This is a genomic window from Candidatus Poribacteria bacterium, assembly GCA_016866785.1.
Lineage (GTDB): Bacteria > Poribacteria > WGA-4E.
The window spans coordinates 1-25,521 of sequence record VGLH01000031.1 but is presented as its reverse complement, the minus strand read 5'-3'; the positions used below and the strand labels follow the sequence as shown (position 1 = coordinate 25,521).

Here is a 25,521-nt window from a genome sequence, read left to right as displayed (position 1 = left end):
TCGGCTCCAACGGTCATTCCGCTGACGACGGACGGTTCGCGAGTGCGTTGGGTCGAGGGTCGGACCCCCCTTCCTTGCCTTCCCCCTCTTGGACCAAGGGGGAAGGAGCGCTTCACGGCGGTCGCGGTGTCGGAATAACCTGTCAGATACCGCCGTCGAGTCGCCATTCGCGGTTAGGATTGTCGCAGCGGACGGCGGCTCGAAAGCGTCGCACGGAGCCATCGTACATCGCGACGGCGTAGGGCACGAAGACACCGCATCCGGCGGCGTATCGACGGTCGGGCTTCTGATAGGGTTCGCCGATGTCGAGCACGCCAGCGACCGAGACGAGACCGCTCTTCGACCAGTCCGTATCGTCGTAGTTCGGTGAGGACAGCGTGGACGCTTCGGTATATCGGCACGCGGCGAGCGCCTCGAAGAACCGCCGAACGAGAGTTCGCGCAGGTTCGACGTCCAGATCGGCGACGACTGGGATTCTGTCCGAATCGAATGTCTTGTTGTCCGTGTCCAATGATCGGGTGGTTGCGTACTTCGCCAGGATGCGCGTCGCCATCGAATCGGTAGTCGTGTTCTCGCGTTCGGCTTGCTTCTGCAAGACATCGTATACGGTCGCGTCGAGTTCGAGTCGAAGTTGCTTGACCATGTCTTGGAACTCCTCTCGCAATCGGTTGCGAGCGCGTTGCAGACGACCGAGCACGGTGCTTTCAGGAACGTGCAGTAAGTTCGCTACCTCGTCGTAGGTGTAGCCGATAATGTAATGAAGAACGACCGATTCGCGTTCTCTCGGAGGCAACACATCGATGGCGTCCCAGACCTCTTGACGCAATTCGTCTCGGCGATATGTCTGTATGGCAACACTGTCGTCCGTCGACGTTTCAAGGCGGCGACGATACTGATTGCGAAGCCAACGATTCGTCAGATTACTCGCGATACGTATCAACCATGCGCCGAATCGCTTTGGATTGCGCAACCGATGCATATCGCGCCACGCAATCACAAACGATGCTTGAACGATGTCCAACGCCGCGTCGAGGTCGTTGATTTGCGACATCGTGAACCGAAGCATTGGTTTTCGATACGCGTCGTAAAGACGCTGAAACGCCGAGTGCGAGCCGGTCAAGGCGTCGTTCACCCAACGTTCCTCGTCCTGCATCTTCATTCGACGTTCCGGCCGCGCGAGTGTTCTTAGATAAGGTTCCTCTCGACACCATAATCCTAACATGACCCACGACAAGACTCCGTCCGGCGCTTCGGTTCGCATTCGCACCGACGCTGAATCCGACCGCCTGCAGATGAGGTGTGTGGATCTCGCCGCCGAACGGGCTGATATCCGGGTAACCCATGTCGTCGACAAGAATGACGACGATGTTGGGGCGCTGCGTCTGACGGGATTCGTCCATGGGCATCCTTCGGTCACATCTCCGCGCAGGTCAGGTGTGCGGAAGCGCGTCGCGGATGACTCGGATGTAGGCGTCCTCCCAATCCCACAGATCTTCGGGCGTCGAGGGCTCGAGCTTCGGCATCGCTTCGAGCACCTGCGCCGGGTCGGGTGTCCGCATGACCAGGTTGGCGATCTTGGGCAGCAGGGAAACGGCAGAGCCGCGGACGTCCACCGACACGTTCAGGACGCGCGTGCCGACCAAGCCGAACGCGGGCAGGCTCGCGTGCAGACGAGCCGACACGACCGTGTGAGCCGACGCGTACTCGCGCAGCAACGTGAAGGCGTCCCCGTGATACCAGAGGTCGTCATCCGGTACGGTTCTCCGGAACGCCAAGTATTCGTCGTACGCATGACACACGACGCGTGCCTGATATCCGGCGTCGACCAACGCACGATAGACGGCTCCCCATGCGAGGGCGGTCGCTTCGCCTTTCCGCGCCGCACCGTGCAGCCGTCCGCCGCCGCGGCGCGTGGCGAACCGGAGCGGGGCCGGCACGACGAAAACGTATGGTCGGTGATGCGAAGGCTGAATATTCCAGTGTCGGGTCGCCCACGTCGCCGAGCACGGCAGATGGTGGTTCGGGATGCTCAGAGCGTTCAGGAGGGCGTGCGCGTAGGGATCGCGCACCGTGGTGCACAGGCTCCACGGAACGCGTTCGCGAATGATCTTCCGTGTCTTGGAGCTCCGCATGCAATCCGCGACGTAGTCCTCGACGGTGATATCGGCATGGGAGAACCCGGCGCCCCCTGCCATCGTGAATACGCGGAGACGCCACTTCGCCACGAAGTCGCGCCAGAGATCGCGGTCGTACCAGTACATCCAGCGGCTGTAGTTGTTGTACTGGGGCATCCCGCCGTAGACGAGGAACGGGGCGATTCGGACAGCCGACTCGTGTTCCTTGAACCCGCGCGCCGAGAACCGGTCGATGAGCAGCCATCGCTGAGGACCCAGCGCCTGCTCGAACAGGTGCTGGAGCCCAACGCCGATGAACGTGTCGCCGGGGTTGTGCCCTGTTCGCACGGTCGTCGTGATCAGTGGGATCGCCGTCATCGGTTGTTCCGTCGGGATGGCGATGGGCGCTGACTGCGCTTTTGGCTAGGGGTCGCGGGCTGCGGGCGAAGCCGTCGTCGAAAGCTGATCCACGGACGGCGACGCTCTTTATCCGTGCGACGGGGCGTCATCCGTGGCATGATTCTCTCTGAACCGTCGCAGCGGGTCAAGCGTTCAGCGAGCCGCAGACCAACCGCGTGGCGGGCTGACAGATGGGCTTTACGGGAGCGCCGTGCGGTTGCATCGTCTGAGCCGTGAACCAAGGGAACGGTAGGGAGTGCGCACTATGAGCGGAACGGACCTGGGCGAGCTACTCGATCGGGCGGAGCTTGAGTCGGATGCCGGGCGGTACGAGGATGCCGTCGGCACGTATGCGGAGATTCTCGAGGCGAGCCCCGACCATGAGCGCGCCCAGCTCGGATTCGTGCGCGCACTTCTGAAGTCCGGCAAGGCGGATCAGGCGTTCGAGTACCTCCAGCCTCGCGAATCGACGATCCGCGAGGGCATGGTGCTCGCGGAACTGGGACGGCTGTACTATGAGAAGGAACGCTTTCAGGAAGCCGCCGCGGCATTTCAACGCGCTGTCGATCAGTATCCCGACGACGGTGCGATCACTGCCAACTTGGGCTTCGCCATGTGGCAGCTCGGAGAGCGTACGGCGGCGTTGCGCGTACTTCAGGATGCGCTGCCCAACGTGACGCAAGACGCGCTCCTTTCGGCGAACATGGGGCAAATCTTCATGCAGTTGGGCATGTGGAATGAAGCCGTGTCGTCCTTGGAGCGGTACCTCGCCGACTTCCCGAACGACATGCAGCGCCGAATCATGCTGGCGTTCTGCCTGAAGAACGCAGGCTGGCGCGAGGAAGCCGAGACGATTCTCCGCGAAGTCCTGACGATTGACCCCAATAACGAGAGCGCCCAGCAGCAACTCGATCTGATCCTCTCGGAAGAACCCGACACATCCGATGAACCCGCGCCGGCTCAACAACGGAGAACGGAAGCATCTCTCGACCTGCCGAACCTCGATCTGGACGTACCCGATGACACCGGCGCTGGCGAAGTGCCGCAGTGGGACTTCTCGGACGTCGATGTGGTCGATGAGCTCGACGACTCCGCCGTCAAGAAGCGCGTTGCCGAAGCGTTGGTCGAGGGCATTCGCCCGTTCCTCGACACCGACGATCTGAGCGGAGCGCTCGCGTACCTCGAACAGCAGCGGACAACGTCGGAAGCTCCTGCCGAAGTGCTCAACCTGCTGGGCAAGCTGTTCGTCGAGGACGGCGACTATGATGCCGCCGTCGCCACGTTCCGCGAGGCAATCGAGTTAGATCGCCGCCACGCGCAGGCGTACAGCAATCTGGGCGTGCTCCTGTGGCAGATGGGCGAGATGGACGAGGCTCTCGAAGTGCTGCGCGGTGCAATCGAGCTGGACGCCGAGGACTTCGACGCGCTGGCGAATCTTGCCCTGATCTGCCACCAGTGCGGACTTCACGACGAGGCGGTCAACCTCTACACGTCCTACCTCGAAGCCAGACCCGAAGACACGCATATCCGGCAGGAACTCGCCGAGTGCTACGTCTTGCTGGAGGAGACGTCGGCGGCGCTCCAGGAGCTCGACACCGTCCTGCTTCTGGAACCGGACAATGAGAAAGCGCAGAAGCGGTACGACGAGCTCTCCCAGCAGTCGCAAGGCGACGCGGTCTGACGCCTCCGCGAGGGAACGCATGCACGTCCTGATCACGGGCGGAGCCGGTTTCATCGGAGCCAACCTCGTCCGCTATTGGCTCGCCGCCCACCCGGACGACGTGGTCGTCGCCATGGATCGCCTCGCGTACGGCACGCGGCCGGAGAACCTGATCGGCTGCGTCGAGCACGACCGACTGCGATTCGTACGCGGCGACGTCGCCGACGAGCCGACCGTTCTGAATGTGTTCTCGGAGCACCCGATCGAGGGAGTCGTTCACGCCGCCGCTCAAAGCCACGTGGATCGATCCATCAGTGATCCGGCAGCCACGCTGCGTGACAACGTACTCGCTACGTTCACGCTGCTCGAGGCGTTCCGACGCCATGCGGTCGGAGCCCGCCGGTTCCACCATGTGAGCACCGACGAGGTCTACGGGCAGCTCGGCGAGGACGGCGTGTTCCACGAGAACTCCCCGTATCGCCCGGACAACCCGTACTCGGCGACGAAAGCCGCCAGCGACCATCTCGTGCGTGCGTACGCCCACACCTACGGAATCCGCGCGACAGTGACGCACTGCTCCAACAACTACGGTCCGTACCAGTTTCCGGACAAGTTCATCCCCCGCATGATCCGTCGCGCCTTCGCCCGACAGCCGCTGCCCGTCTACGGAGATGGCTCGAACGTGCGCGACTGGCTCCACGTCGAGGACCACTGCCGCGCGATCGACAGAATCTTCCAGTCGGCTCCCGGCGGCGAGACCTACTGCGTCGGCAGCAACAACGAGTGGCGCAACATCGACCTGGTGAACGCGCTCTGTCGGCTGATCGACGAGCGGACAAACGCCGATGCGGGCACTCACGCCCGGCTCATCACGTTCGTGCCGGATCGCCCAGGTCACGACTTCCGATACGCGCTGGATGCGTCTAAGCTGCGATCCGATCTCGGGTGGGAACCTCGCGTAGCGTTCGACTCCGGGCTCGCGTCCACGCTCGATTGGTACCTCGCTAACACGGACTGGATCGAGCGCGTCTTGCCGCAACGCGATGATAACGCGTGAGACCGTGATGAATCATTCCACATCGGTAGGGGTGCCCTACCACGTGATGGCGAAGCCCATCGGGCCCCTCTGCAATCTGGACTGCAAGTACTGCTTCTATCTCGAGAAGGAAGCGCTCTACCCGCCGCGCAATCGGTTCAGGATGAGCAGTGAGGTTCTCGAAGCCTACGTATCGCAGTACATCGAGTCGCAGCCGGGATCCGAAATCCACTTCGCATGGCAGGGCGGAGAGCCGACGCTCATGGGCGTCGACTTCTTCCGACGCGTCGTCGAGCTCCAAGCGCAGCACTGCCCACCGGACAAGCGGATCGCTAACGCGTTCCAGACCAACGCGACATTACTCGACGACGAATGGTGCGCGTTTCTCGCCGAGAACCGGTTCCTCGTCGGCGTCAGCATCGACGGGCCCCGCCACCTACACGACCGGTACCGCGTCGACAAGCAGGGACAGCCGACGTTCGACCTCGTGATGCGAGGGATCGAGCTGCTCAAGCGCTATCGGGTCGAGTTCAACACGTTGACCGTCGTGAACCGCGTCAACTCCCGGCACCCCCTTGAGGTCTACTCGTTCCTCAAGGAGCACGGGTCGGGGTACATGCAGTTCATCCCGCTGGTCGAGCGCGCCGCCCCCCCCGATGGACTGCTCACGCTCGCGCCGCCGCCCGCGCTCAGCCAGCCGGAGGAGGCGGGGCAGATCGCCACGCCCTGGAGCGTCGAACCCGTCGCGTTCGGGGACTTCCTATCGGCGATCTTCGACGAGTGGGTGCGTCATGACGTCGGATCGGTCTACGTTCAGCTTTTCGATGTCCAGTTGGGCATCTGGCTCGGACTGCCATCGGCGATGTGCGTGTTCGGCGAGACGTGCGGCAACGCCCTGGCGCTGGAGCACAACGGCGACCTCTACGCCTGCGACCACTACGTCTACCCGGAGCACCGAGTCGGCAACATCACCGATGCGCCGATGCGAGAGCTCGTCGATTCGCCCCAACAGAGGCGATTCGGTGACGACAAGCGGGAAGCTCTGCCTCGCTACTGCCGCGAGTGCGATGTGCGCTTCGCGTGCCATGGTGAGTGTCCGAAGCACCGTTTTCTCACCACGCCCGACGGCGAGCCGGGTCTGAACTACCTGTGCGCAGGGTACAAACGGTTCTTCCGGCACATTGACCCTTACATGAAGGAGATGGCGCGGCTGGTCGAGCGGGGGCAACCCGCGTCGCAGATCATGCAGCTCCTCGCGGAGCGCAAGCGCATCCGGGAATCGGAGGCACGCTGGCAGCGCTCTAGCCGAAACGACCCGTGTCCGTGCGGAAGCGGCAGGAAGTACAAGCGATGTTGCTGGAACCGCGCGCAGGCGTCTGGCGCACGATGATCGGGACGAGGAGGGTGTTCGTCGGAGCGCTGGGCGGCTGCTTATCCCTCTCCACGAAGTCGCGCGACGACGAGCTTCATATCGTCCCAGACGTCACGCTTCGCGTTCGGGTTCCGCAAGAGGAAGGCGGGATGGTATGTCGGCATGACGGCGACGCCGTGCATGTCGTGGAATCGTCCACGAAGTCGCGAGATCCGTTCCTCGGTGCCGAGGAGCAGCTTGACGGCATAGGTTCCCAGCCCGACGATCACCTTCGGGGAGACCATCTCGACCTGCCGTAGCAGAAACGGCTGGCACTCTTGAACCTCAGCGGGCAACGGGTTCCGGTTCTCCGGCGGGCGGCACTTCAGCACGTTGCAGATATAGACCGTGTCGCGCGTCTGTCCCATCGCCTCGATGATCTTCGTGAGCAGTTGGCCCGCTCTGCCCACGAACGGCTCGCCCTGGAGGTCCTCGTCGTGCCCCGGAGCCTCGCCGACGAACATCAGATTCGACGTGGGATCGCCGACACCGAAGACCACCGTGTGACGCGTCGTGTGGAGGGGACACCGCGTGCACTTCTCCGCCTCAGCCCGAACCTGTTCTAGCGACCATCCGTCGAATGGGCCCGTCGCGGGCGGTGGCTCGATCACGAGCTGTCCGGTCTCCGTCGTACGCGGTGGTTCAGGCTGTCGGGTTTGCGGCACTGCTGTTGCGGAGTCCCGCCGGGCAAGCGGAATGCCGAGGTCGAGCTGCTCCTCAAGGCGGTGCCGCAAGGTGACGACCGCGCGACGCAGCTCAACGCGAGGGTTCTCGTCCACAGCCGTCACCCAGCTTGGGCCGCGAGCGCCTGCTTGAATGCTTTGATGCGGTCCACGGGCGTCGGATCGACGCCGTTACGGAGCGCCAGGTAGTAGCTGGTGAAGTCGGCGAAGACCAAGTGGGACATGAGACGAGCCATCAACGACTCTCCCCGGGCCCGGACCTCCGTCACGCCCCGCGCGAGCGGACGAATGAGATCGCGCGTCACGTCGATGCGTCTCCGGATTGCGTCCGGCTCGTGGTCGTCGCGCAGGAACACGACGTGCGCCCGTTCTAGGATGTCGGACGGGTGGCACCACCCCTCGATCTCGTTGTGGTTCATCTCCGGTATCGTATGGCAGTGAGCGAACGACTTGGCGTTCTCGTTGATCTGCCCTCGCCACCGAAGCGCGACCGCCTCCATGCTCTGGGGCGCGTAGATGATCGGCAGGCGGCCGTGCATCGCTTCCGCCAGACGGTACGCCACGCTCTCCGGTCGTTGGCACTCTTCCACGGCGTCGCGGATCACGCTGCCGGCCTCGTCCACAGCCGCATCGACTGCCTCGCCGTCGACGTACTCGAGTCGAGACAGCGCGCGAACCATGGGTCCGAACAGATATAGAACACCGCAGCGCGGCATCATGCCGCCGGGGATCGTGATGAACCCGAGCCCTTGGCGTCGCGCCGCATCGGCAAGCGCGCCCCCGCTCGTCAGGCAGATCACGCGGGCTTCACGTCGGATGGCATCTCTGAGTCCGCTGATAGTCTCTTCCGTGTCGCCCGAATAGCTGGCTGCCACGACGAGCGTGTCTCGTGAGACGTGACCAGGCAACTGGTAGTCGCGGACGACCGTGAGGGGCACGCTCAGCGCGGAGTTCAGCGCTGATTCCACCAGACTGCCACCCATCGCCGAACCGCCCATCCCGACCCAGACGATGTTCCGCGCGCCCCGCAGGCTGTCCGGGAGTTGCGCTTCGTCGCCGATGGCGAGCGCTCGATCCCAATGATCCTTGAGCGAGACGAGAATGGCGAACATCTTGCCCTCGTCGAGGACTCGCAGCGAGTCGAGGCTCATACGCCGTCTCCCACGTCCGCGGCAGATAGGTGGGCGAACGCGAGCTCCGGCTCGGCGGTGACTCGGAGCTGCGCGCACAACGATTCCGATGATAGCGTCCGAACGATCGCCGAAAGATTCTGGACATGCTCCTTACGCGCGTCCGGCGGATAGACGAGCATCATGACGAAGTCGCTGCGCCGCCCGTCGTGCGCCTGGAAGTCGACACCGTCACGGAAGATGCCAAGAACCCCCAGCTCTTCGGCGACGCCATCGTAGACTCCGTGCGGGATCGCCAGCCCTCGCTCCAGCCCGGTGCTCATCTTCCGTTCGCGCTCGAACACGGCGTTCAGGATACGCTGGCGTTCGATGTCTCCCAGTTGGCTCGTGTCCACGAGGACGTCGACGAGATGACGAATGGCTTCCCATTTGTCACGCGCGCCCTCCGCGACCACGACGCGACCCGGTGCGAGCAATCGCTTCAGCACCCCATCGCCCTTCCCAGACGGTGTCATACTTCGAGCTCAGCCCTTTGGATCGATCCACTTGCCGTCGGCTTTGAGGAGCCGCACGAGCTCCTCGACGCCTTGCGCCTCCGGGATTGCCTGCTTGACGATCTCTCGTCCGCGATACAGCGCGATCGTGCCGCCGCCCTTGCCGACATAGCCGTAGTCGGCATCAGCCATTTCGCCGGGCCCATTCACGATGCAGCCCATCACGGCGATGTCGAGCCCGACGAGATGAGACGTCGCCCGACGCACTTCATTCAGTACCGTAGGTAGGTCAAACTTCGTGCGGCCGCAAGAGGGACACGCCACATATTCCACGGTCGTCTTACGAAGACCCAATGCCTGCAGAATCCCGTAGCACACGGGAATCTCGGCTACCGGGTCCTCCGAAAGCGATACGCGGATCGTGTCGCCGATTCCCTCGGCGAGCAGCGTGCCGATCCCAATCGACGACTTCACCCGCGCGTACTCGCCGTCGCCGGCTTCGGTCACCCCCAGGTGGATCGGGTACGGCAGGTTCTCGGCGTCGAGCCGCTGCGCCAAGAGACGGTTCGCTGCCAGCACCGTCGAGACGCGCGATGCTTTGAGGGAGATGACGAGGTCGCGGTAATCGTGCACCTCGCAGATCCGCACGTACTCCAGCGCGGACTCCACCATGCCTTGCGGCGTGTCCCCGTACATGACCGTCAAACGCTCTGCCAGCGACCCGTGGTTCACGCCGATACGCATGGCGACGCCGCGTTCCCTGCAGACGCGGATCACCGGCAGGAGCTCGGACTCGATTGCGTCGAGTTCCTCCTGGACCTCCGCTGGGGAGTAGTCCTCCGTGCGCTGACGCGGCTTGCGGTAGACGAACAGACCGGGGTTGACGCGAACTTTGTCGACTGCCTTCGCCACCTCGACCGCTATCGCCGACCCCTGATGGTGAACGTCCGCGACGAGCGGAACCCGCACGCCCTGTTGCGCGAGGCGTGCCTTGATCTCGCAGACGGCATTGGCTTCCGAAAGGCTGGGAGCGGTCACGCGGACGATTTCGCAGCCGGCGTTACGGAGGCGCAGGATGCCTCGGACGCACGCGTCGACGTCTCGAGTGTCTTCCGTAATCATCGACTGCACGGCGACGGGGGCGCTGCTCCCTATCGGAACGTCGCCGACGTAGACCGTGCGCGTGAGACGGCGCGAAGGGATCAAGTCCATGGAAAGACGAACGCGACCCCGCGTCCGGGCGTTTCGCGTCGTGTCGGCTGGACTACCAATACACCAGGTCCTTCAACGTCACCAGGGCGAAGAGGCCGATCAGCAGCACGAGACTCACCTGCTGGATCGCCACCTGCCACTTGAGGTCGAGCGGCCTGCCACGGATGCCCTCCAACGAGAAGAACATCAACTGACCCCCGTCGACGATGGGGATCGGCAGCAGGTTCACAATCGCCAGGTTCACACTGATGAAGCCCATGAGATAGAACAACGAAAGCAGCGTGTCCCACGACCAACCCCCGCGCTCAATGGTGCGCTGGGTGATGTTGACGATCCCCACGGGCCCGCTGATGTAGCGTACGGACACCTCGCCGACGACGAGGCGTTTGAGGAGCGAAAGCATCTGCCGCGTCGTGTCGACCGTTTTGACGAACCCCTGTCCGACGGCATCGACCGGGGCGTACCGCACGAGTCCTGGCGTCGCGTATTCGACCTCGATCTTCGCCTCCGTGCGAGCGTCGAGGAGCTCGAGCTGCTCCGTGAGCGTGATCGCGCCAAGGTCAAGGGCTCCGTCTGAGGACGAGTAATTCGTCTGGAGCGCCAAGCCCGGGATGACGAACCGATCACCGTCCGCGTGCACGGGCGTGTCCAAAGTCGACGAGCCGGACCGACGCCACAGTAGAACGCGACGCTCACGCTCGAACGTGAGTGTGACAGGCGCGCCCGCCGCAGCCGCTTTTGCCAGTTCCTGGCGGACACGCTCGTAGAGGTCGAGTCGAACGCCGTTCACCGCCACCAGACGGGCGCGGTCTCGCGCGCGCAAGGGTCGCAACGACTCGTTGGCTGTCGCGTCGACGCCCGCCACCGTCACATCGAACCGGGGAGTGACGGTCACCGTCCGCTGCTTTCCTTCGGTGTCAGCGACCGTCAAGGCGACGGGCTCGGTCGGCGCGATCAGCAGCGCAGCGCGGAGCCGCTGAAAGCCCGGCGTCGGCTCGCCGTTCACAGCGACAATCGCATCGCCGGGGTCCACGCCTTCCAGCTCTCCGGGCGCTTCGGAGGCGTCCACATGGGCAACGATGGGACGCGACCGAACGATCACGTCGCGCGGATCGCCGCCTAGCGTGAGAACCGTTTTCCCCTCCGCGGGCGCAGCCTCGGACGCCCCGACCGCGTCACCTGCGGGACCCGTGGCATCCTCCGCGAGGTTGGCTTGTCGGAACTGGTTCCACCCATAGAACGGCGCGCCGTCGACCTTCTCGACGGGAAGACGCTGCTCGCCATCCACGATGACGACGTTCTGAAGCGGCGCAACGCCGATCTGGCCAATCGTCATCTTGCCTCTGAGCACGGCTCGCGGCGTCACGTCGATCTCAGTCGATCGCCCATCGCGGATCAGTTCGAGGGTGATGCGCTTCTCGGGGCGGATCATCACTTCCTGGGTGAACTCGTCCCAAGTCCGAACGGGCCTCCCGTCCACCTTCTGGACGATGTCATGTGGCAGAATCCCCGCGCGAGCCGCTGGCGATATGAAGGACGCGTCGTCGTAGTAGGTTGCGGGAGTCGGCGACGGCTGGATGATCTCGCCGATCACGGGTCGAACCGGCTCCGGCAGACCGTAGGCGGCAAGGCCCGCGAAGACGACGATGCCGACGATCAGGTTGCTGACGGGCCCGGCAGCGACAACCAACATGCGCTTCCAGACCGGCGCCGCGTAGTACTCGCCGCTGAGCCGCTCATCGCCCTCTTCGTATTCACCTGGGAACTTGACGTAGCCACCGGCGGGGATCCACGAGACGCGATACTCCGTACTGCCCCAGCGCCACCGAACCAGGGGAGGCCCGAAACCGATGGAGAAGGTCTCGGCATGGATCCCGACCGCCTTTCCCACCAGGAAGTGGGCGAGCTCATGAATGAAGATGAGCGCGCTCAGCGCCAGCAGGGCGACGGGTATGCTGACTAGGCTCTGCGACATCGCACTTCCTCCGGCGTGCCAGCTCTAAGCGGCTCTCTTGGCGACCATCTCGGCCGCGACCTCCCGGGCCCATGCATCCACAGCAAACAGGGCTTCGAGCGGCGGGCTCTTCACCGGTTCGTGCACCGCCATCGTCGCCTCGACGACCGCAGGGATCTCATCGAATCTTATCCGACCGGTCAGAAACGCGTCCACAGCGACCTCATCCGCCCCGCTCAGCACGGCCGGCATCGAGCCGCCGATACGCGCTGCCTCGTACGCCAGCCCCAGACACGGGAATCGCTCGACGTCTGCGGGCTCGAACGTCAGCGAGCCAACGCCCATCAGATCGAGACGAGGCGTTGGGGTCGGCATCCGCTGAGGATACGTCAGCGCATACTGGATCGGCACTCGCATGTCGGGAACGCCCATTTGGGCGATCACCGATCCGTCGACGAACTCGACATAGGAGTGAACGATGCTCTGAGGGTGCACGACGACAGCGACCTGATCCAGATGGAGGTCGAAGAGCCACCGCGCTTCGATAACCTCCAGCCCCTTGTTCATCAGCGTCGCCGAGTCGATCGTCACCTTGGAGCCCATGCTCCAGTTCGGATGGTTCAGCGCCTGCTGTGGAGTGATCGCCGCAAACTGCGACCCAGGCAATGACCGGAATGGTCCGCCGGAAGCCGTGAGGTAGATGCGATGCAGATCGTCCCGTCGTTGGGAGCCCTGTAGGCACTGGAACACGGCGCTGATCTCGCTGTCCACGGGCAGGATGCGCGCGCCCGTCCCTTGAGCCGTGCGAACGACGAGCTCTCCGGCAACAACGAGCACTTCCTTGTTCACGAAGGCGATGTCGATGCCCGCTCGAAGCGCCGCGAGGGTCGGGGCGAGCCCGGCGGCTCCGACGATGCCCGACAACATCAGGTCGGGATCGCCATGGGTCGCCGCTTCGACGATTCCAGCCTCGCCGTCGAACAGCTCGACGTCGCCGTCTCGCAGCCTCTCGCGGAGGAGGCGTGCCGCCGGTTCATCTGCCACGGCGACCAGCTTCGGACGAAACTCTCTGACCTGCTCCTCCAGCAGATCGACGTTCCGATTCGCAGCGAGGGAGACGACCTCGAACGCGTCTGGGTGAGCCCTGACGATGTCGAGGGCGCTCCGGCCGATGGATCCCGTGGATCCGAGGATCGACAGTCTCTTGGCACTCAGTGGTGTTCTCCCGCGCCCATCTACAGCAGGGCTCCCGATGCCAACAGGTAGTAGTAGACGGCAGGCACCGTGAAGACCAGGCTGTCCAAGCGATCCAGCAATCCGCCGTGTCCGGGCAGCCAGTTGCCGGAGTCTTTGACATCGGCGTCGCGCTTCAGGGCGGATTCGAACAGGTCGCTCAGCGGACCGATGGTGCCCACCACGACCCCAACGCCCAGCGCGGTCGGCAGCCGATCCGAGACGAGAAACCAGCCCACGATGCCGGCAGCCGCGATCGCTCCCAGCAAGCCGGCTCCAGCTCCCTCCCAGGTCTTTGCCGGACTGATCGCTGGCGCCAGTCGATGCGTCCCGAAGGACCTGCCGACGAAGTACGCCGCCGAGTCCGAGACCCAGACCGCCGCCAGAAGAACGAACAGCCACGCAACCCCGCCATGATCATAGAGCGCCATGGCGTGTCGCGCGAATGCCCACCCGACGTAGACAGCTCCGAGCGTCGTGGCAGCGATCCGAGCGAACGCGCCAGACACGTCACCGGACACGAGCACGGGCAGGAACGCGGCGAATGCCACGACAATGACGATCACGTCGAGCCATTGCCCGAGCCCGGGCTCGCCTAGATCGAGCGTCCACACGAGCGCCGCGGACCAGATGATGAGGAACTCGAACCACCCCACCCCGGGAACGCGGCGCCGAACCAGGTGCAGGTACTCAGCGGAGAGCCCAGCAGAGGTGAGATTGATCAGCAGAAAGACGCCGCGATCCAGCGGGTCGAACCACAAGATCGCCAGCACGGTCGGCATGAGGATAAAGGCTGTCAGCACTCGCGCCAACACATGTCGTCCTCACTAGACAGGAAGGGGCGGTTCCTGGGAACGCCCCTTCGCGCGACCATGCTCTCTGACGCCCTGCAGCCGCCTACATCGTGAGGAGCTCTTGCTCCTTCTCCGCCAGGAGATCGTCGACCTGGGCGATGTGCTCGTCCGTGGACTTCTGAATCTCCGCCTGTTCGCGCCGGCTCTCGTCTTCCGAGACCTGCTTGTCCTTCTCCGCCTTGCGGACGACCTCGACCGCGTCGCGACGGATGTTGCGAACCGCAACCCGACCGTCTTCCGCGATCTTGCGCACGACCTTCGCCAGTTCGTTGCGGCGTTCGGCGGTGAGTTCCGGGATGACGATCCTGATTACCGTCCCGTCGCTCGACGGATTCAGACCGAGGCTCGACGCCGCAATCGCCTTCTGCACTTCCTTCACCAGCGTCTTGTCCCACGGCTGAACGACCAGCAAGCGCGCCTCCGGGACGGTGATGGTGGCGAGCTGGCTCACGGGCGTCTTGGCGCCATAGTACTCGACGGTGACGGACTCGAGCAGCGCGGGTGTAGCGCGTCCCGTTCGCACGGAGTTGAACTCGTGAAGGGTCGCCTCGACAGCCTTCTTCATCCGCGTTTCGGCGTCCTTGCGGGCTTGTGTCGGCATCGTGCCCTCCTGTCGTGCGCTGACCAAGCGTTCCTACGAACCGCTCTGACCGACATGGAAGCGTGCGAACCGACGGATCACGATGTTCTCGCCAACCTTGGCGACGAGCTCCTTCAGCAGAGCCTCGATGTTCTTGTCTTCGTCGCGGATGTATGCCTGCTCGAGCAGGCAGTTGGCTTCATAGAACTTCCGAAGCCTGCCCTCTATGATCTTCTCGATGACGTTCTCGGGCTTCCGCTCCTCCTGCGCTTGAACGCGCAGAATCCGCCGTTCCGTCTCCAGCACGTCCTCTGGAACGTCCTCCCGCGAGATGTACGATGGGTTCGTCGCGGCGACCTGCATCGCGACTTCCTTGACGAACGTCTGGAACGCCTCCGTCCGCGCGACGAAGTCCGTCTCGCAGTTCACCTCCACGAGAACGCCGATCTTGCCTCCAGCGTGGATGTATGAACCGACCACGCCTTCGCTGGCGCTGCGCGACTGCTTCTTCTCGAAGGTCTTCATGCCCTTCTCGCGCAGCAGTTCTTTGGCGCGCGCCATGTCGCCATTGGAGTCAGTGAGCGCCACTTTGCAGTCCATGATGCCGGCGCCCGTCGCCTCCCTGAGCTCCTTGACCATCGCTGCCGTGATTTCCATGCTCGCTCTGTCCCTTCGTCGTTCGTCCGACTTGCCGTCGCCCGGGTCGCTCTACGCCTGTTCGGGTTCGCCGTCGTCGGCTTCCGCGTCTGCGGAGCCGCTATCGGACGGCTCGTCAGGCTGGGGCTTCTGGTCCTCAGAGCTCGGCGCGGCTTCTTCCAGCGCGCCTTCGGACCGGTACGCGCGACCCTCGAGGGCAGCGTCCGCCATGAGGGCGACCATCAGGCGAATCGAGCGAATTGCGTCGTCGTTGCCCGGGACGGGGTAGTCGACGACATCCGGATCGCAGTTCGTGTCCACCACGGCGACGACGGGGATGCCCAGCTTGTTCGCCTCTGCCACGGCGATGCGCTCTACGCGCGTGTCAACGACCACGACCGCGGAGGGCAGCCGTCCCATAGCCTTGATACCGGCGAGGTTCTTGACGAGCTTCGCCTGCTCGCGACGGAGAGTCAGGACTTCCTTCTTGGGTAGCTCGTCGAAGACCTTCTTCTCGTCCATCTCGTCCAACTGTGCCAAACGGGCGATGCTCTTGGTGATCGTCTGCCAGTTCGTCAACATGCCGCCCAACCATCGCTTGTTGACGTAGTACTGACCGCAACGCGCCGCTTCCTCTTCGACGATGTCGCTCGCCTGCTTCTTCGTCCCGACGAACAGAATGCGACCTCCCGCTGCCGCAGTCTCTCTGAGGAACCCGCACGCGGCGCGCATCATGCGCATGGACTTCTGCAGATCGAGAATGTAGATGCCCCCTCGCTCTCCGAAGATGTAGGGAGCCATCTTGGGGTTCCAACGCTGGGTCCGGTGACCGAAATGAACCCCGGATTCGAGCAGCGCCTTCATCGTGAGTTCTGGCAAGTCGTTCTCCTACCGATCAGGACCCTCACTGAGAGGGCCCTTCTTCAGCTCCTGAGGAGCTGGGATGCGGATGCGCTCGTGTCGACTCGCGCGGCGCACTGCCGCGGACGCACGAACAGGGCAAGGATACCACACGGAAACGGACACGATCAAGGCACGGCGCGGCTTCTCGGCGCGAGACGCGGATCGCTCCTCGCCGTCGATGCGCGGAGCGCGGGGGATCGCTGCACGAGCACGGGTGTCTCGTGTGGTCAGAGAGACACAATGTGACCAAATTCCGACACTTGACAGACGCAGTGCACCAGTACGTCTCAGGAATCGCTCAAGGCGCGGACAGTCACGATGCCGCTCACAGGCGCGCCGCTGCTGGTCGGGAATCGTGCCGTAAGCGCCCGAGTCGGACCACGGCGCGCAGTTGGCACGCGGATTGCCTCCAACTGGGCGACGACGCGCAAAGATCGGTTCAGGCGTGCAACGGCGACCTGACAACCGCGTCCAGGGAACTCAGCAAAGGAACACGGAGCTTTACGGTGAAACCGAGGTGCATCGCAGCCGCACCCGATCCGCAGTCGACGGACTACTTCACTATGGCACTGCTTCTGGCGGAAGCTCAGGCAAGCCAGGCGGACTGCCGGTGGGAAGCCTTCATCGACAACCTTGCGCGCATCACCGACGCGTTCGCGCAGGCGCGCGCCAAGGGTCCGAGCAAGCACATGTTCGACGCCGAGGTCGCCGTCGTATAGCGGCACACCTCGGCGTCGGGATCGGGTAGGCAGTGTCCGAAGCGATCCGACGCTCATACGTCCGCATCCGACTGGCGCACCGGCTCGACGGGTCCCCACTCGCCGATCACGATGTGCTGCCTGCCTCTCGGCATGTCCGCGGGCAGGAACGCATCCTGCGTTCCCGGAACCGGCGGCATCGGTGCGAGCTCTCCCCGTTCTGAGTCGCCCGCAGCCCAGACCGCATTCGTCTGCGCGTTTGCAGACGACTCGCTTCCCCGGCAATCTCCCTCCAAACGCACGTCCTCAAGGCATCCGACGATCCGGTTCGCCTCGATCCGCGTCGTCTGTGTGTCGATCAAATGGATCGCCACGCGATCGCGCAGGAACCGATTGCGCGCGATGAGATTGCGCTCTGAGTCGGTGTTCTGCTTGCTCCCGTAGACGCCGCCCATCAGGTCCGGGTTGTCGTTCCACCAAAGGCGGATCGCGACCGGGTTCCCCCCGAAGTCATTGTCCTCGATCGTGTTGTCGCTGCCGTGCTCGATGGCGATACCCACGCCCGCGCAGTCGCGAACCGTGTTCCTGGCGATGGTAGTCCGGTACGAGTACCCTCCCCAGATGCCGTGCTGGCAGTCGTTCAGGATGTTGGCGATGAATCGATTGGAGTCGCTGAACGTCGCCTCGATGCCGTTCGCCACGGCGTGCGAGAAGTCGTTGCCGTAGAGCAGATTCCGGTTGCACCCGCCCTCGCCGGTCTCCCGGAGCGTCTGATTCCCCGCGTACAGGAAGAAGCCGTCGCCGCCATGCGTGGCGCTGTTGAGCGCGAACACGTTGTCCGAGCATTGCTCGAACACGAGGATGCCGGCGGAGTCTTGCCCACGCCAGTAGACGCCGTGGCTGTACCCGCGCACACACCAATCGAACCGATTGCGCGAGATCGTGTTGCGGCACGAGCGCCACATGGCGAGACCCCAGCCAGACTGGAACGAGAAGTCGTTGTCGTAGACGTTCGCCTCGCTGATCTCGTCGAGCAGGATGCCGTTCTGACTGCGGCGTCCTCGGTTCCGACGGACCTCGACCCGTGTGCATTCCTCGACATAGAGGCTCGCGCCGTAGTTCGTCATCCACTCGTTCTGGTCGTTGTGGTGGGGCCACATCCAGTCGGCGGGGTCTTCCCTCTCCGGCGTGCTGCCCAGGTGCGCCGCGTAGTTGTCGCTGAGGTCGCAGTTCTCGATGACGATGTCTGCGCCTCCCTGGACGTGAATCGCCGTCTTGAACCCACGGATCCGAGCGTTGCGGATCGTCAGCCGCGAGTTGCCGTAGGACACGAGTCCGATCCCCGCGAACGTGTCGGGAGCAGCCCGCTCAGGAGCGCCGGACAACGTCGCGCCGCCGAAGTCCAGCGTGATGTCGTCCCCCTCGACGACCAGGGCTCCGCCGCCGGGGTCTGCGACGCGATACGTGTGTGGTTCGAGTCGCGCCGACTGCCGGATGCGCGCGCCCGGAAAGACGGGAATCGCTGCCATGAGGTCCTCCACGTGAACCAACCACTCTCTACGCGTGGCGACGGAGACGACGCCGGAGCATTGCCACGACGTCGGCGGTCTCCTGGATGCGCAGCAGTTGCGCAGCAGCCCAGTAGACGACAATCGACAGCGCGACGCACGCCATGACGGTCGTCGACCGGGCGGCGAACGACGCCCCGAGCGTCGCACCCAGCCACACCGACGCGAGCCAACACACAGCCGCCATGGCGAGCGTCGCGAGACCTACCTTCGACAGCTCGATGATCGACCTGCGCGAAGGCGCGCCGATGCGTTGCGAGATCGCCACCAGAAGAGCGGTGCTGTTCACCAATGCGACGACCGACACGGCAAGAGCCAAGCCGCGATGTCCCCAGCCAAGCCGCATCGTGAACAGCCAGTTCGTGAAGAGATTGACGGCGATGGACGCCACACTGACCAACGCAGGCGTTCGGGCATCGCCCAGGGCATAGGAGGCGGGAGCTAGCACCTTGATCGCCGCGTAGCCGGTCAGCCCGATCGCGTAGTAGCGCAGGGCCCATGCCGTCTGGATCGTGTCCGACTGGAGGAACCGCCCGTGCTGATACAGCGCACCGATCAACGGTTCCGCCAAGATCGCCAATCCGCAGGCGCTTGGCAGGCACAGCATGGCGACCAGGCGCAGCGACCGGGCGAGCGTGGCGCGATACTCGACCATGTCGGACCGAATCGCGGACCGCGACAGAGCCGGCAGCATCGCCGTACCGACCGCCACGCCGAACACGCCGATGGGGAACTGCATCAGCCGGAACGCGGCGCTCAGCCACGATACGGGCCCGTTGCCGGCGATCATCGTCGCGAACACCGTGTTCACCGTCACATTGATCTGGACGGCTGCGGTTCCGACGACGGCTGGAGCCATCAGCGCAACCACCTTCCGGAAGCCCTCATCGCGCAGGTCGAGCTTCGGGCGCGTCCGAAAACCTTCGCGGCGCAGGGCGGGCACTTGCACCAGCCATTGGAGCGCGCCGCCCGCCAGCGTGCCCAGCGTCATACCGACCATCGCCTTGGGACCCCATGACGGGTCCATCAGATACGCGACCGGCACGCCGATGGCGAGAGAGCCCACGTTGAACATCGTCGAGGCGCTCGCGGGCACGGCAAACCGGTCATGGGCGTTCAGCATGCCCATCCACACCGCGGCAAGAGCGACCAGGAGGAGGAAGGGCCAGAGAATGCGCGTCAACTGCGTCGTGAGCTCCGCCTTGCCGGGGATGTCGCCGAAGCCCGGCGCGATCAGTCCGACCAAGACCGAAGCTCCGATCATGCCAAGCACGACCAGCCCGCCGACGAACACTGCGACGCCGGCGATGACGCGGTTCCCAAGCGCCCATGCCTTTTCGTCGCCGTCATTCTCGCGCGTGGCGGAGAATGTCGTGACGAAGGCGGCGCTCATCGCGCCCTCAGCGAACAGGTCGCGGAACAGGTTCGGGATGCGGAACGCCGCCAGGTAGGCGTCGTTCAGCACCGAGTTGCCTGCGCCGAACAGGGCGAGGAACACCTGGTCGCGCACGAGTCCGAGAATGCGGCTGATGCCGGTGAAGAAGGCGAGGACGCCGGCGTTGCGCACCAAGCTGCGAGTCATGGACTGCCTAGACGTGGGCGATCCGCGGACGGTCTACGGGTCGGGCGCACGCCGGTATCTTCCGGCGACGCGACTTCCGATGCAAGCCGACATCACCGCCCTCGTCGCGCCGCGCGGTCATCCGTGAGAGAATGGCGCGTCGGAACCCATTTGGCGGAGAGCAACATCGAGCGAGGAACCATGCGGATACTTTGCTGCAACGTCCGGTACTACGGCGGACGCGATGGCGACAACCACTGGAACTACCGCAAATCGCTGTGCGCGCGAGTGATCCGGTCGAGACGACCTGACATCGTCTGCACCCAGGAGATGTCGATTGAGCAGCACCGCGACATGATCGCGTTCCTGCCGGAATACGCGTGGTACGGCATGGTCGATACGACGAACGGAATGAATCCGCAGAACGCCATCTACTACCGCCGCGACGCGTTCTGGCTCATCTCGTCGGGCGGATACTGGCTTTCGGCAACGCCCCACGTGGCTGGGTCTTCGTCGTGGGAGAGCTCCTGCGTCCGTCTGGCGAACTGGGTTCGTCTCGTCGAGACGTCAACGGGTGCGGAACTGCGGGTCGTGAACACGCACCTCGACCACGTGTCCCAGCCTGCGCGCGAGGGACAAGCGGCGCTCATCAATGCGGATGCCACCGCGTACCCGGCTGAACGCGCGCAAGTGCTGACCGGCGACATGAACTGCGACGGGACGAACGCCGCGCTGAAATCGTTCATCGACGCCGGTTGGGTGGACACGTACGCATCGGTTCACGGTCCAGGGGAGCCCGGCTTCACGTTCCACGGTTTCGAGGGCACCGCCCACCGCACCACGCTGGGGAAGATCGACTGGGTCTTCGTGCGCGGGTCCGTGCGCGTGCTGGACGCCGAAATCGTCCGCGACTCCGAAGGCGGACGATACCCCAGCGATCACTACTTCGTCGGAGCCACCATCGAGATCGAAGGCTAGAACATCGACGGCGCGGCGCCCGTTTCACGACGAGGGCGGCCCGGCGGATCGCCCCTGCGAATCGTAACCGGTCTGCCAGATGAACCACTCAGAGCTCGCCCAGTCGTCGCTTCTGCTCTTCGAGCATCTGCTGCTGGATGCGGACCCTCTCCGGCACGATCCGCTCTCGCGGGGCAGTCGGGCGGAAGTCGAGTCGCTCCACTCCGAGCGAATGCAGCACGCCTCGCTCGACGAGCGAGTAATCCTCCGGGTTCTCGCGGTCGAAGCACATCGGCTCCCGCAAGTGAACCGGCGGGTTCGTGATGAACCGCGCCCGACCTGACGGATTCTGCGAAGCCGAATGCAGCATGTACGGGTGGATCAAGGCGATGTCCCCGGCTTCTCCGGTGAGCTCCACGAACTCCGTGCATCGCTTGATGAGCCCTCCGAAGCCGTTCGGCAGAACTCCCTCCGGGTGCTCCAGAAGACGGCGCGCGACGTGCCCGACCGAATCGGGAGACAGGAACGTCCCGCCGCTCTGCGGCAGGATATCGGACCAAACCACGATCGTCAGCAAGCCCTGCTCGGGGCTGTCGAGGAAGTGTCGGAAGAAATCGCCGTCCTTGTGCCATCCACGCACTTCGGGAGATGGAGGCGTCCACGGTTGGTCCGCGCCGAGGCTGAAGTTGACGATGAACCCGTCGCGGAGATGCCAAGTGTCTCCCGCGATCCGCTCTGCTCCGCCCAGAACGTCGCAGATCGAATCCCAGATGATCGGTGCGATCACCCGAACGTCAGCGGACCGCATTGACGGCATGTGAACGCGGTCCACCTGCCATGTGCTCGGATCGTTCGCATCGTACCCCAATCGGCGGAAGGCGAGGCCGATCCATTCCTCGGCGAGACTGCGAGGAAAGCAGCCTTGCAGGACGACATGACCTTTCTCGACGAACTGCCTCGCCTGCTCGACCGTCAGCGCCTTCAGCGATTCGCGTTGCGGCATGGGTGTTCCTCACCTGAAGAGCCATTTGAACCGGCATCGACGAAGGAGGTTACCACGGTATCGCCTGACGGTCGATATGGTCTGTGCATCTCTGCACAAAGTCGAGAGTCTGGGCTATGGTCTGGATGGAAACGGGCGTCTTAGCTCGGTAACGCACCTCGGCTGAGCAATCCTTGTAGTTAGGAAGGAACTTGGGCATGTCCTCGCAGGCAGCGCCTGCCTCCGCGACGGTTTCCGGCAGCTGGGCTCGATGGCTGGTCGTCGTGGGAGCGCTGATGATCCAGATGATCTTGGGGACGGTCTATGCGTTCAGCGTTTTCGTCGAACCGTTCGAGCAGTTGTTCGGCTGGACTCGGACGCAGATCACGACCACGGGCAGCATCACGCTGGCGGTCTTCGCGTTGACGATGATCTTCGCGGGAATCCTCCAAGACGAGCGAGGGCCCCGCTTCACGGCGCTGTGGTCCGCAGGATTCCTCGGCATCGCGTTCATCGCCGCCAGCCAGATGGGGACGCTGCTCGGAATCTACATCATCCACGGCATGGTGACGATCGGAGCGATCCTGCTGCTTATCCAGTTGGTGCGGCTGTTCGAGGGAAACCGGCAATCCCAGTTGGGGGACTCGCTGAGGCAGGCGATTGTGGGCGGAACCGCCGTCACGTCGCTGCTCGTCGCGCAGAAGTTCATCACCGGCGGACCGAGCGACTCGCTGTGGATGCTCTACCTGACGTACGGTCTCATCGGCGGCGCAGGCATCGGGCTCGGCTACGTGTCTCCGATCGCGGCGTGCGTCAAGTGGTTCCCGTACCATCGCGGACTGATCACCGGCGTCGCGGTCGCCGGCTTCGGAGCGGGATCGCTCATCTTCGCGCCGTCGGCGCAGTGGACCATGGAGCGTGTGGGGCTCTCAACGTTCTTCTGGATCCACGGACTGGTGTGCATGTCGGGGTTGACCATCGGCGGTCTCCTGCTACGGAACCCGCCGCCGGGCTACGAGGCTCCGCAACGACGAAGCCAGAAGCAGGCGCAGCCGAGAACCCGCCCCGTGCCTCGGTACGGCGAACTGCCTTGGGAAGAGGTCGTCCGCAAATGGGCGTTCTGGCGGCTCTGGTTGATGTTCACCTTCGCCGCGACGGCGGGACTGATGACCATGTCCCAGCTCAAGCCGTTCGCCACCCTCAACTCGCTGACACCGGATGAGGGCATCGCGATGATCCAGGTCTTTGCGGTGTTCAACGCGGCGGGTCGGGTCGGGTGGGGAGCCATCTCCGACCGCATCGGGCGCGAGTGGGCGATGTCGCTCATGTTCGTCTTGCAGGCGGCAATGATGGTGATTGTCAATGGGCTCAGCGGCGTCGCCGGGCTTTGGCTCGCGGCGAGCTGGATCGGATTCAACTTCGGTGGCATCTTCGCGCTGTTTCCGTCCGCCACCGCCGACGCCTTCGGCACGAAGGGGCTGGGAACCAACTACGGCTTCGTCTTCACGGCGTACGGCGTCGCCGGCATCATGGGCCCCATCGTCGGCGCGCGGGTGTACGACGCCACTGGGCAATACACCGCCGCCTTTCTCTTTGCGGGGGTCTTGTGTATCGTTGCCGCTGCCATCGCGTTCGGCGGGCGAACGCGCACGGCTCGCACGTAGCACCCTCTCAGGAACCGTTGGATGAAGGTACTGGTCACTGGAGGCGCAGGGTACGTCGGGACGATCCTGCGCCCCTTCCTCGAAGCGGAGCACGACTGCACCTACTTCGACACGCGCCCGGCACTCGGGGCGGAGACCCGCACGATCATTGGCGACATCACCAACGAAGCCGACGTGGCTCACGCCTGCGCAGGTCAGGACGCTGTCATCCAGCTCGTGATGGCGAACCCGAACGTCAAGGAGGATTTGGTCCGGCGCTCGTACAACGTCCACGTCCAGGGCATGCACGTGCTCCTGGCGAAAGCAGTCGAGGCGGGGGTCGGACGGGTTATCTACGCAAGCTCGATGTCGGTCTATGCGCGTTGTGGTTCCGTGTATCACGACAGCGAAGACATGCCGCCGGACGCGACGGATGTCTACGGTCTCACGAAGCGGCTCGGCGAGGAGGTCTGCCGAGCGTTCGCCGCTGCAAACCCGAACCTGTCCGTGCTCGCGTTCCGCATGGTGCTGCCGCACACGCCGGACGGCTGGAACCGCTCACGCGCTGCTGGACGGGACACGACGTTCGCGACGGGTCCCCAGGACCTCGGGCGTCTCTACCTGGCAGGTCTGGCGCTGAAGGGTCACGTCGGGTTCGACGCGATCCAGGCGTGCTCGGACCCTGAGCACAAGCGCTTGAACCTGTCGAAGGCGAAGCGACTGCTTGGCTGGGAGCCGCGCGAGGAGTAGCCGGTTCTGTCGTTGGCGACGCCGACGCTAGGGTCGCGTTCGCGGTTCCGACCCGTTCGTTGGGGGTGTGAGACGCGCGAGCTCGCTGGCTTGGTACAGGTACGGAGTCCTCCCAGCGAAGTAGGCTCTGTAGACGGACTCCCAGTCGCTGTGCGTCAGCCGCCACTCTGGAGCCGGGCCCAGCTTGTAGTAGACCACATCGGCGTCTCCGAGGTCGGTGAACGGATAGTCGCCCAGAGGGGCGTCTCGAGTCCCGGGCACGAACACGACTGCGCGATGCAGTCCCGCCTCCCGAACCAGCCTCGGGAGCCGCTGGTACACGCTACTCCAATGCTGGTACGGCGCGGCGATCGCGATGTACGTGGCGACCGTGTTCCACGTGAGAAGAGCCAGCGCGACCGCCGCGACGACAGGAGCGCTCCTTCTCTGATACCCGCGCAGCCACACATAAGCGATAGAGGCTCCTCGTGCGATGAGCGGGATCATCCCCAACAGCGTCGCTTCGTTGTAGTAGCGGGCGCTGACCGGCGTCATGCCCCACGTCAAGCCCTCGAAGTAGAAGAAGAAGTAGACGACCAAGCACGCGACCAGCACACCTGCGAACAGGACGTCCGTCCGGCTCCGGGACGAGTGCGCGAGAGGCAGGAGCATCAGAGCGAGCGGCAGGATGAGAAGGATCGCCAGGGGAGGAAACGGCGGGCCCGGGAGCCGCCAGTCGGCGTCGATGCGCGTCTCAATCGACGCCAAATCGCTCTCGAGGACCCGGTAGACGGTCGCCGCGGTGTCGTCCGTGAACAGGTCGGCATTCACGGGAGCCGTCACCTGCAGAGCGTCGCCCCGAACTTCCCACTCGACCGGCTTGCGGCTCCACTGCCACGACGACGCGATGGCGTCCGGTTCTACCCGCGACCCTTCGACACCCGCCGATCCGTCGGCGACGAGCGTGTCCGAGAAACTCACGCCAAGCGAACCGTCCGAATCGGTGACGCCACTGTACAGCCCGACGCGGAGCGGGCCTTTCAGGGCGATTTCGGTCGTACCGACCGTGTTCCAGTCGTCGTTC

General features: G+C 64.3%; 22 protein-coding genes. 7 read left to right on the top strand and 15 right to left on the bottom strand.

What is annotated here, in order from left to right; all coding sequences use genetic code 11:
- Positions 1-142: 142 nt before the first annotated feature.
- A complete protein-coding gene (locus tag FJZ36_06430) occupies positions 143-1,261 on the bottom strand; it encodes a sigma-70 family RNA polymerase sigma factor (protein ID MBM3214533.1) in 1,119 nt (372 codons plus the stop codon).
- A gap of 169 nt (positions 1,262-1,430) precedes the next feature.
- A complete protein-coding gene (locus tag FJZ36_06425; GenBank protein MBM3214532.1) occupies positions 1,431-2,492 on the bottom strand; it encodes a polysaccharide pyruvyl transferase family protein in 1,062 nt (353 codons plus the stop codon).
- 286 nt (positions 2,493-2,778) lie between these two features.
- Between FJZ36_06425 and FJZ36_06420 the strand changes: the two genes are divergently transcribed.
- From FJZ36_06420 to FJZ36_06410, 3 genes are read left to right on the top strand one after another with little or no spacing between them, the layout of a single operon-like run.
- Positions 2,779-4,194, top strand: coding sequence for a tetratricopeptide repeat protein (locus FJZ36_06420; GenBank protein ID MBM3214531.1), 1,416 nt, complete (start codon positions 2,779-2,781; stop codon positions 4,192-4,194).
- A gap of 19 nt (positions 4,195-4,213) precedes the next feature.
- The gene (gene rfbB, locus FJZ36_06415) at positions 4,214-5,230 is read left to right on the top strand and encodes a dTDP-glucose 4,6-dehydratase (GenBank protein MBM3214530.1); all 1,017 of its coding nucleotides are present in this window, start codon (positions 4,214-4,216) and stop codon (positions 5,228-5,230) included.
- Positions 5,231-5,237: 7 nt separating this feature from the next.
- On the top strand, positions 5,238-6,599 hold the full coding sequence (locus tag FJZ36_06410; GenBank protein ID MBM3214529.1) for an anaerobic sulfatase maturase: 1,362 nt from the start codon (positions 5,238-5,240) through the stop codon (positions 6,597-6,599).
- Between the two features lie 41 nt (positions 6,600-6,640).
- Here the strand turns inward: FJZ36_06410 and FJZ36_06405 are convergent, their stop codons facing one another.
- The 10 genes from FJZ36_06405 to rpsB form a co-directional block, all read right to left on the bottom strand.
- Positions 6,641-7,318, bottom strand: coding sequence for a uracil-DNA glycosylase (locus tag FJZ36_06405; GenBank protein MBM3214528.1), 678 nt, complete (start codon positions 7,316-7,318; stop codon positions 6,641-6,643).
- Positions 7,319-7,404: 86 nt separating this feature from the next.
- Positions 7,405-8,454, bottom strand: a complete 1,050-nt coding sequence (locus FJZ36_06400; protein ID MBM3214527.1) for a bifunctional phosphoglucose/phosphomannose isomerase — start codon at positions 8,452-8,454, stop codon at positions 7,405-7,407.
- A complete protein-coding gene (locus tag FJZ36_06395; GenBank protein ID MBM3214526.1) occupies positions 8,451-8,948 on the bottom strand; it encodes a PTS sugar transporter subunit IIA in 498 nt (165 codons plus the stop codon). The genes FJZ36_06400 and FJZ36_06395 overlap by 4 nt, the downstream gene beginning before the upstream one ends.
- A gap of 9 nt (positions 8,949-8,957) precedes the next feature.
- Positions 8,958-10,139 carry a (E)-4-hydroxy-3-methylbut-2-enyl-diphosphate synthase gene (gene ispG, locus FJZ36_06390; protein ID MBM3214525.1) on the bottom strand — a complete coding sequence of 394 codons (1,182 nt, stop codon included), beginning with the start codon at positions 10,137-10,139 and terminating at the stop codon, positions 8,958-8,960.
- A 52-nt stretch (positions 10,140-10,191) separates the two neighbouring features.
- A complete protein-coding gene (locus tag FJZ36_06385) occupies positions 10,192-12,114 on the bottom strand; it encodes a hypothetical protein (GenBank protein ID MBM3214524.1) in 1,923 nt (640 codons plus the stop codon).
- 24 nt (positions 12,115-12,138) lie between these two features.
- The gene (locus FJZ36_06380) at positions 12,139-13,308 is read right to left on the bottom strand and encodes a 1-deoxy-D-xylulose-5-phosphate reductoisomerase (GenBank protein MBM3214523.1); all 1,170 of its coding nucleotides are present in this window, start codon (positions 13,306-13,308) and stop codon (positions 12,139-12,141) included.
- 20 nt (positions 13,309-13,328) lie between these two features.
- Positions 13,329-14,138 (bottom strand): hypothetical protein, encoded by an 810-nt coding sequence (locus FJZ36_06375; GenBank protein ID MBM3214522.1) that lies wholly within the window; start codon positions 14,136-14,138, stop codon positions 13,329-13,331.
- 85 nt (positions 14,139-14,223) lie between these two features.
- Positions 14,224-14,781, bottom strand: a complete 558-nt coding sequence (locus tag FJZ36_06370) for a ribosome recycling factor (protein ID MBM3214521.1) — start codon at positions 14,779-14,781, stop codon at positions 14,224-14,226.
- Between the two features lie 33 nt (positions 14,782-14,814).
- Complete coding sequence (gene tsf / locus FJZ36_06365; GenBank protein ID MBM3214520.1) at positions 14,815-15,417, bottom strand: translation elongation factor Ts; 603 nt, start codon at positions 15,415-15,417, stop codon at positions 14,815-14,817.
- A gap of 51 nt (positions 15,418-15,468) precedes the next feature.
- Positions 15,469-16,275 (bottom strand): 30S ribosomal protein S2, encoded by an 807-nt coding sequence (gene rpsB, locus FJZ36_06360; protein ID MBM3214519.1) that lies wholly within the window; start codon positions 16,273-16,275, stop codon positions 15,469-15,471.
- A gap of 530 nt (positions 16,276-16,805) precedes the next feature.
- Between rpsB and FJZ36_06355 the strand changes: the two genes are divergently transcribed.
- Entirely contained in the window at positions 16,806-17,018 is a 213-nt protein-coding gene (locus FJZ36_06355) for a hypothetical protein (protein MBM3214518.1), read from the top strand.
- A gap of 53 nt (positions 17,019-17,071) precedes the next feature.
- On the opposite strand, the gene FJZ36_06350 is transcribed toward FJZ36_06355, so the two are convergent.
- Both FJZ36_06350 and murJ read right to left on the bottom strand, forming a co-directional pair.
- Complete coding sequence (locus FJZ36_06350; GenBank protein ID MBM3214517.1) at positions 17,072-18,526, bottom strand: hypothetical protein; 1,455 nt, start codon at positions 18,524-18,526, stop codon at positions 17,072-17,074.
- A 28-nt stretch (positions 18,527-18,554) separates the two neighbouring features.
- A complete protein-coding gene (gene murJ, locus FJZ36_06345; protein MBM3214516.1) occupies positions 18,555-20,147 on the bottom strand; it encodes a murein biosynthesis integral membrane protein MurJ in 1,593 nt (530 codons plus the stop codon).
- Positions 20,148-20,270: 123 nt separating this feature from the next.
- Between murJ and FJZ36_06340 the strand changes: the two genes are divergently transcribed.
- Complete coding sequence (locus FJZ36_06340; protein ID MBM3214515.1) at positions 20,271-21,104, top strand: endonuclease/exonuclease/phosphatase family protein; 834 nt, start codon at positions 20,271-20,273, stop codon at positions 21,102-21,104.
- Positions 21,105-21,192: 88 nt separating this feature from the next.
- On the opposite strand, the gene FJZ36_06335 is transcribed toward FJZ36_06340, so the two are convergent.
- Positions 21,193-22,086, bottom strand: coding sequence for a phytanoyl-CoA dioxygenase family protein (locus tag FJZ36_06335; GenBank protein ID MBM3214514.1), 894 nt, complete (start codon positions 22,084-22,086; stop codon positions 21,193-21,195).
- Positions 22,087-22,283: 197 nt separating this feature from the next.
- Here FJZ36_06335 and FJZ36_06330 point away from each other — a divergent pair, with 197 nt between their 5' ends.
- Positions 22,284-23,729, top strand: a complete 1,446-nt coding sequence (locus tag FJZ36_06330; GenBank protein ID MBM3214513.1) for an OFA family MFS transporter — start codon at positions 22,284-22,286, stop codon at positions 23,727-23,729.
- Between the two features lie 21 nt (positions 23,730-23,750).
- The gene (locus FJZ36_06325) at positions 23,751-24,458 is read left to right on the top strand and encodes an NAD-dependent epimerase/dehydratase family protein (GenBank protein ID MBM3214512.1); all 708 of its coding nucleotides are present in this window, start codon (positions 23,751-23,753) and stop codon (positions 24,456-24,458) included.
- Positions 24,459-25,521: the final 1,063 nt, after the last annotated feature.

What these genes read in the sequence shown, in the direction of transcription:
- FJZ36_06330 (MBM3214513.1), top strand. Translation starts at nt 22,284, where the DNA reads ATGTCCTCGCAGGCAGCGCCTGCCTCCGCGACGGTTTCCGGCAGCTGG.
- FJZ36_06395 (MBM3214526.1), bottom strand. Translation starts at nt 8,948, where the DNA reads ATGACACCGTCTGGGAAGGGCGATGGGGTGCTGAAGCGATTGCTCGCA.
- murJ (MBM3214516.1), bottom strand. Translation starts at nt 20,147, where the DNA reads ATGACTCGCAGCTTGGTGCGCAACGCCGGCGTCCTCGCCTTCTTCACC.
- ispG (MBM3214525.1), bottom strand. Translation starts at nt 10,139, where the DNA reads ATGGACTTGATCCCTTCGCGCCGTCTCACGCGCACGGTCTACGTCGGC.
- FJZ36_06325 (MBM3214512.1), top strand. Translation starts at nt 23,751, where the DNA reads ATGAAGGTACTGGTCACTGGAGGCGCAGGGTACGTCGGGACGATCCTG.
- FJZ36_06420 (MBM3214531.1), top strand. Translation starts at nt 2,779, where the DNA reads ATGAGCGGAACGGACCTGGGCGAGCTACTCGATCGGGCGGAGCTTGAG.
- rfbB (MBM3214530.1), top strand. Translation starts at nt 4,214, where the DNA reads ATGCACGTCCTGATCACGGGCGGAGCCGGTTTCATCGGAGCCAACCTC.
- FJZ36_06385 (MBM3214524.1), bottom strand. Translation starts at nt 12,114, where the DNA reads ATGTCGCAGAGCCTAGTCAGCATACCCGTCGCCCTGCTGGCGCTGAGC.
- tsf (MBM3214520.1), bottom strand. Translation starts at nt 15,417, where the DNA reads ATGGAAATCACGGCAGCGATGGTCAAGGAGCTCAGGGAGGCGACGGGC.
- FJZ36_06350 (MBM3214517.1), bottom strand. Translation starts at nt 18,526, where the DNA reads ATGGCAGCGATTCCCGTCTTTCCGGGCGCGCGCATCCGGCAGTCGGCG.
- FJZ36_06430 (MBM3214533.1), bottom strand. Translation starts at nt 1,261, where the DNA reads ATGCGAACCGAAGCGCCGGACGGAGTCTTGTCGTGGGTCATGTTAGGA.
- FJZ36_06425 (MBM3214532.1), bottom strand. Translation starts at nt 2,492, where the DNA reads ATGACGGCGATCCCACTGATCACGACGACCGTGCGAACAGGGCACAAC.
- FJZ36_06335 (MBM3214514.1), bottom strand. Translation starts at nt 22,086, where the DNA reads ATGCCGCAACGCGAATCGCTGAAGGCGCTGACGGTCGAGCAGGCGAGG.
- FJZ36_06370 (MBM3214521.1), bottom strand. Translation starts at nt 14,781, where the DNA reads ATGCCGACACAAGCCCGCAAGGACGCCGAAACGCGGATGAAGAAGGCT.
- FJZ36_06410 (MBM3214529.1), top strand. Translation starts at nt 5,238, where the DNA reads ATGAATCATTCCACATCGGTAGGGGTGCCCTACCACGTGATGGCGAAG.
- FJZ36_06400 (MBM3214527.1), bottom strand. Translation starts at nt 8,454, where the DNA reads ATGAGCCTCGACTCGCTGCGAGTCCTCGACGAGGGCAAGATGTTCGCC.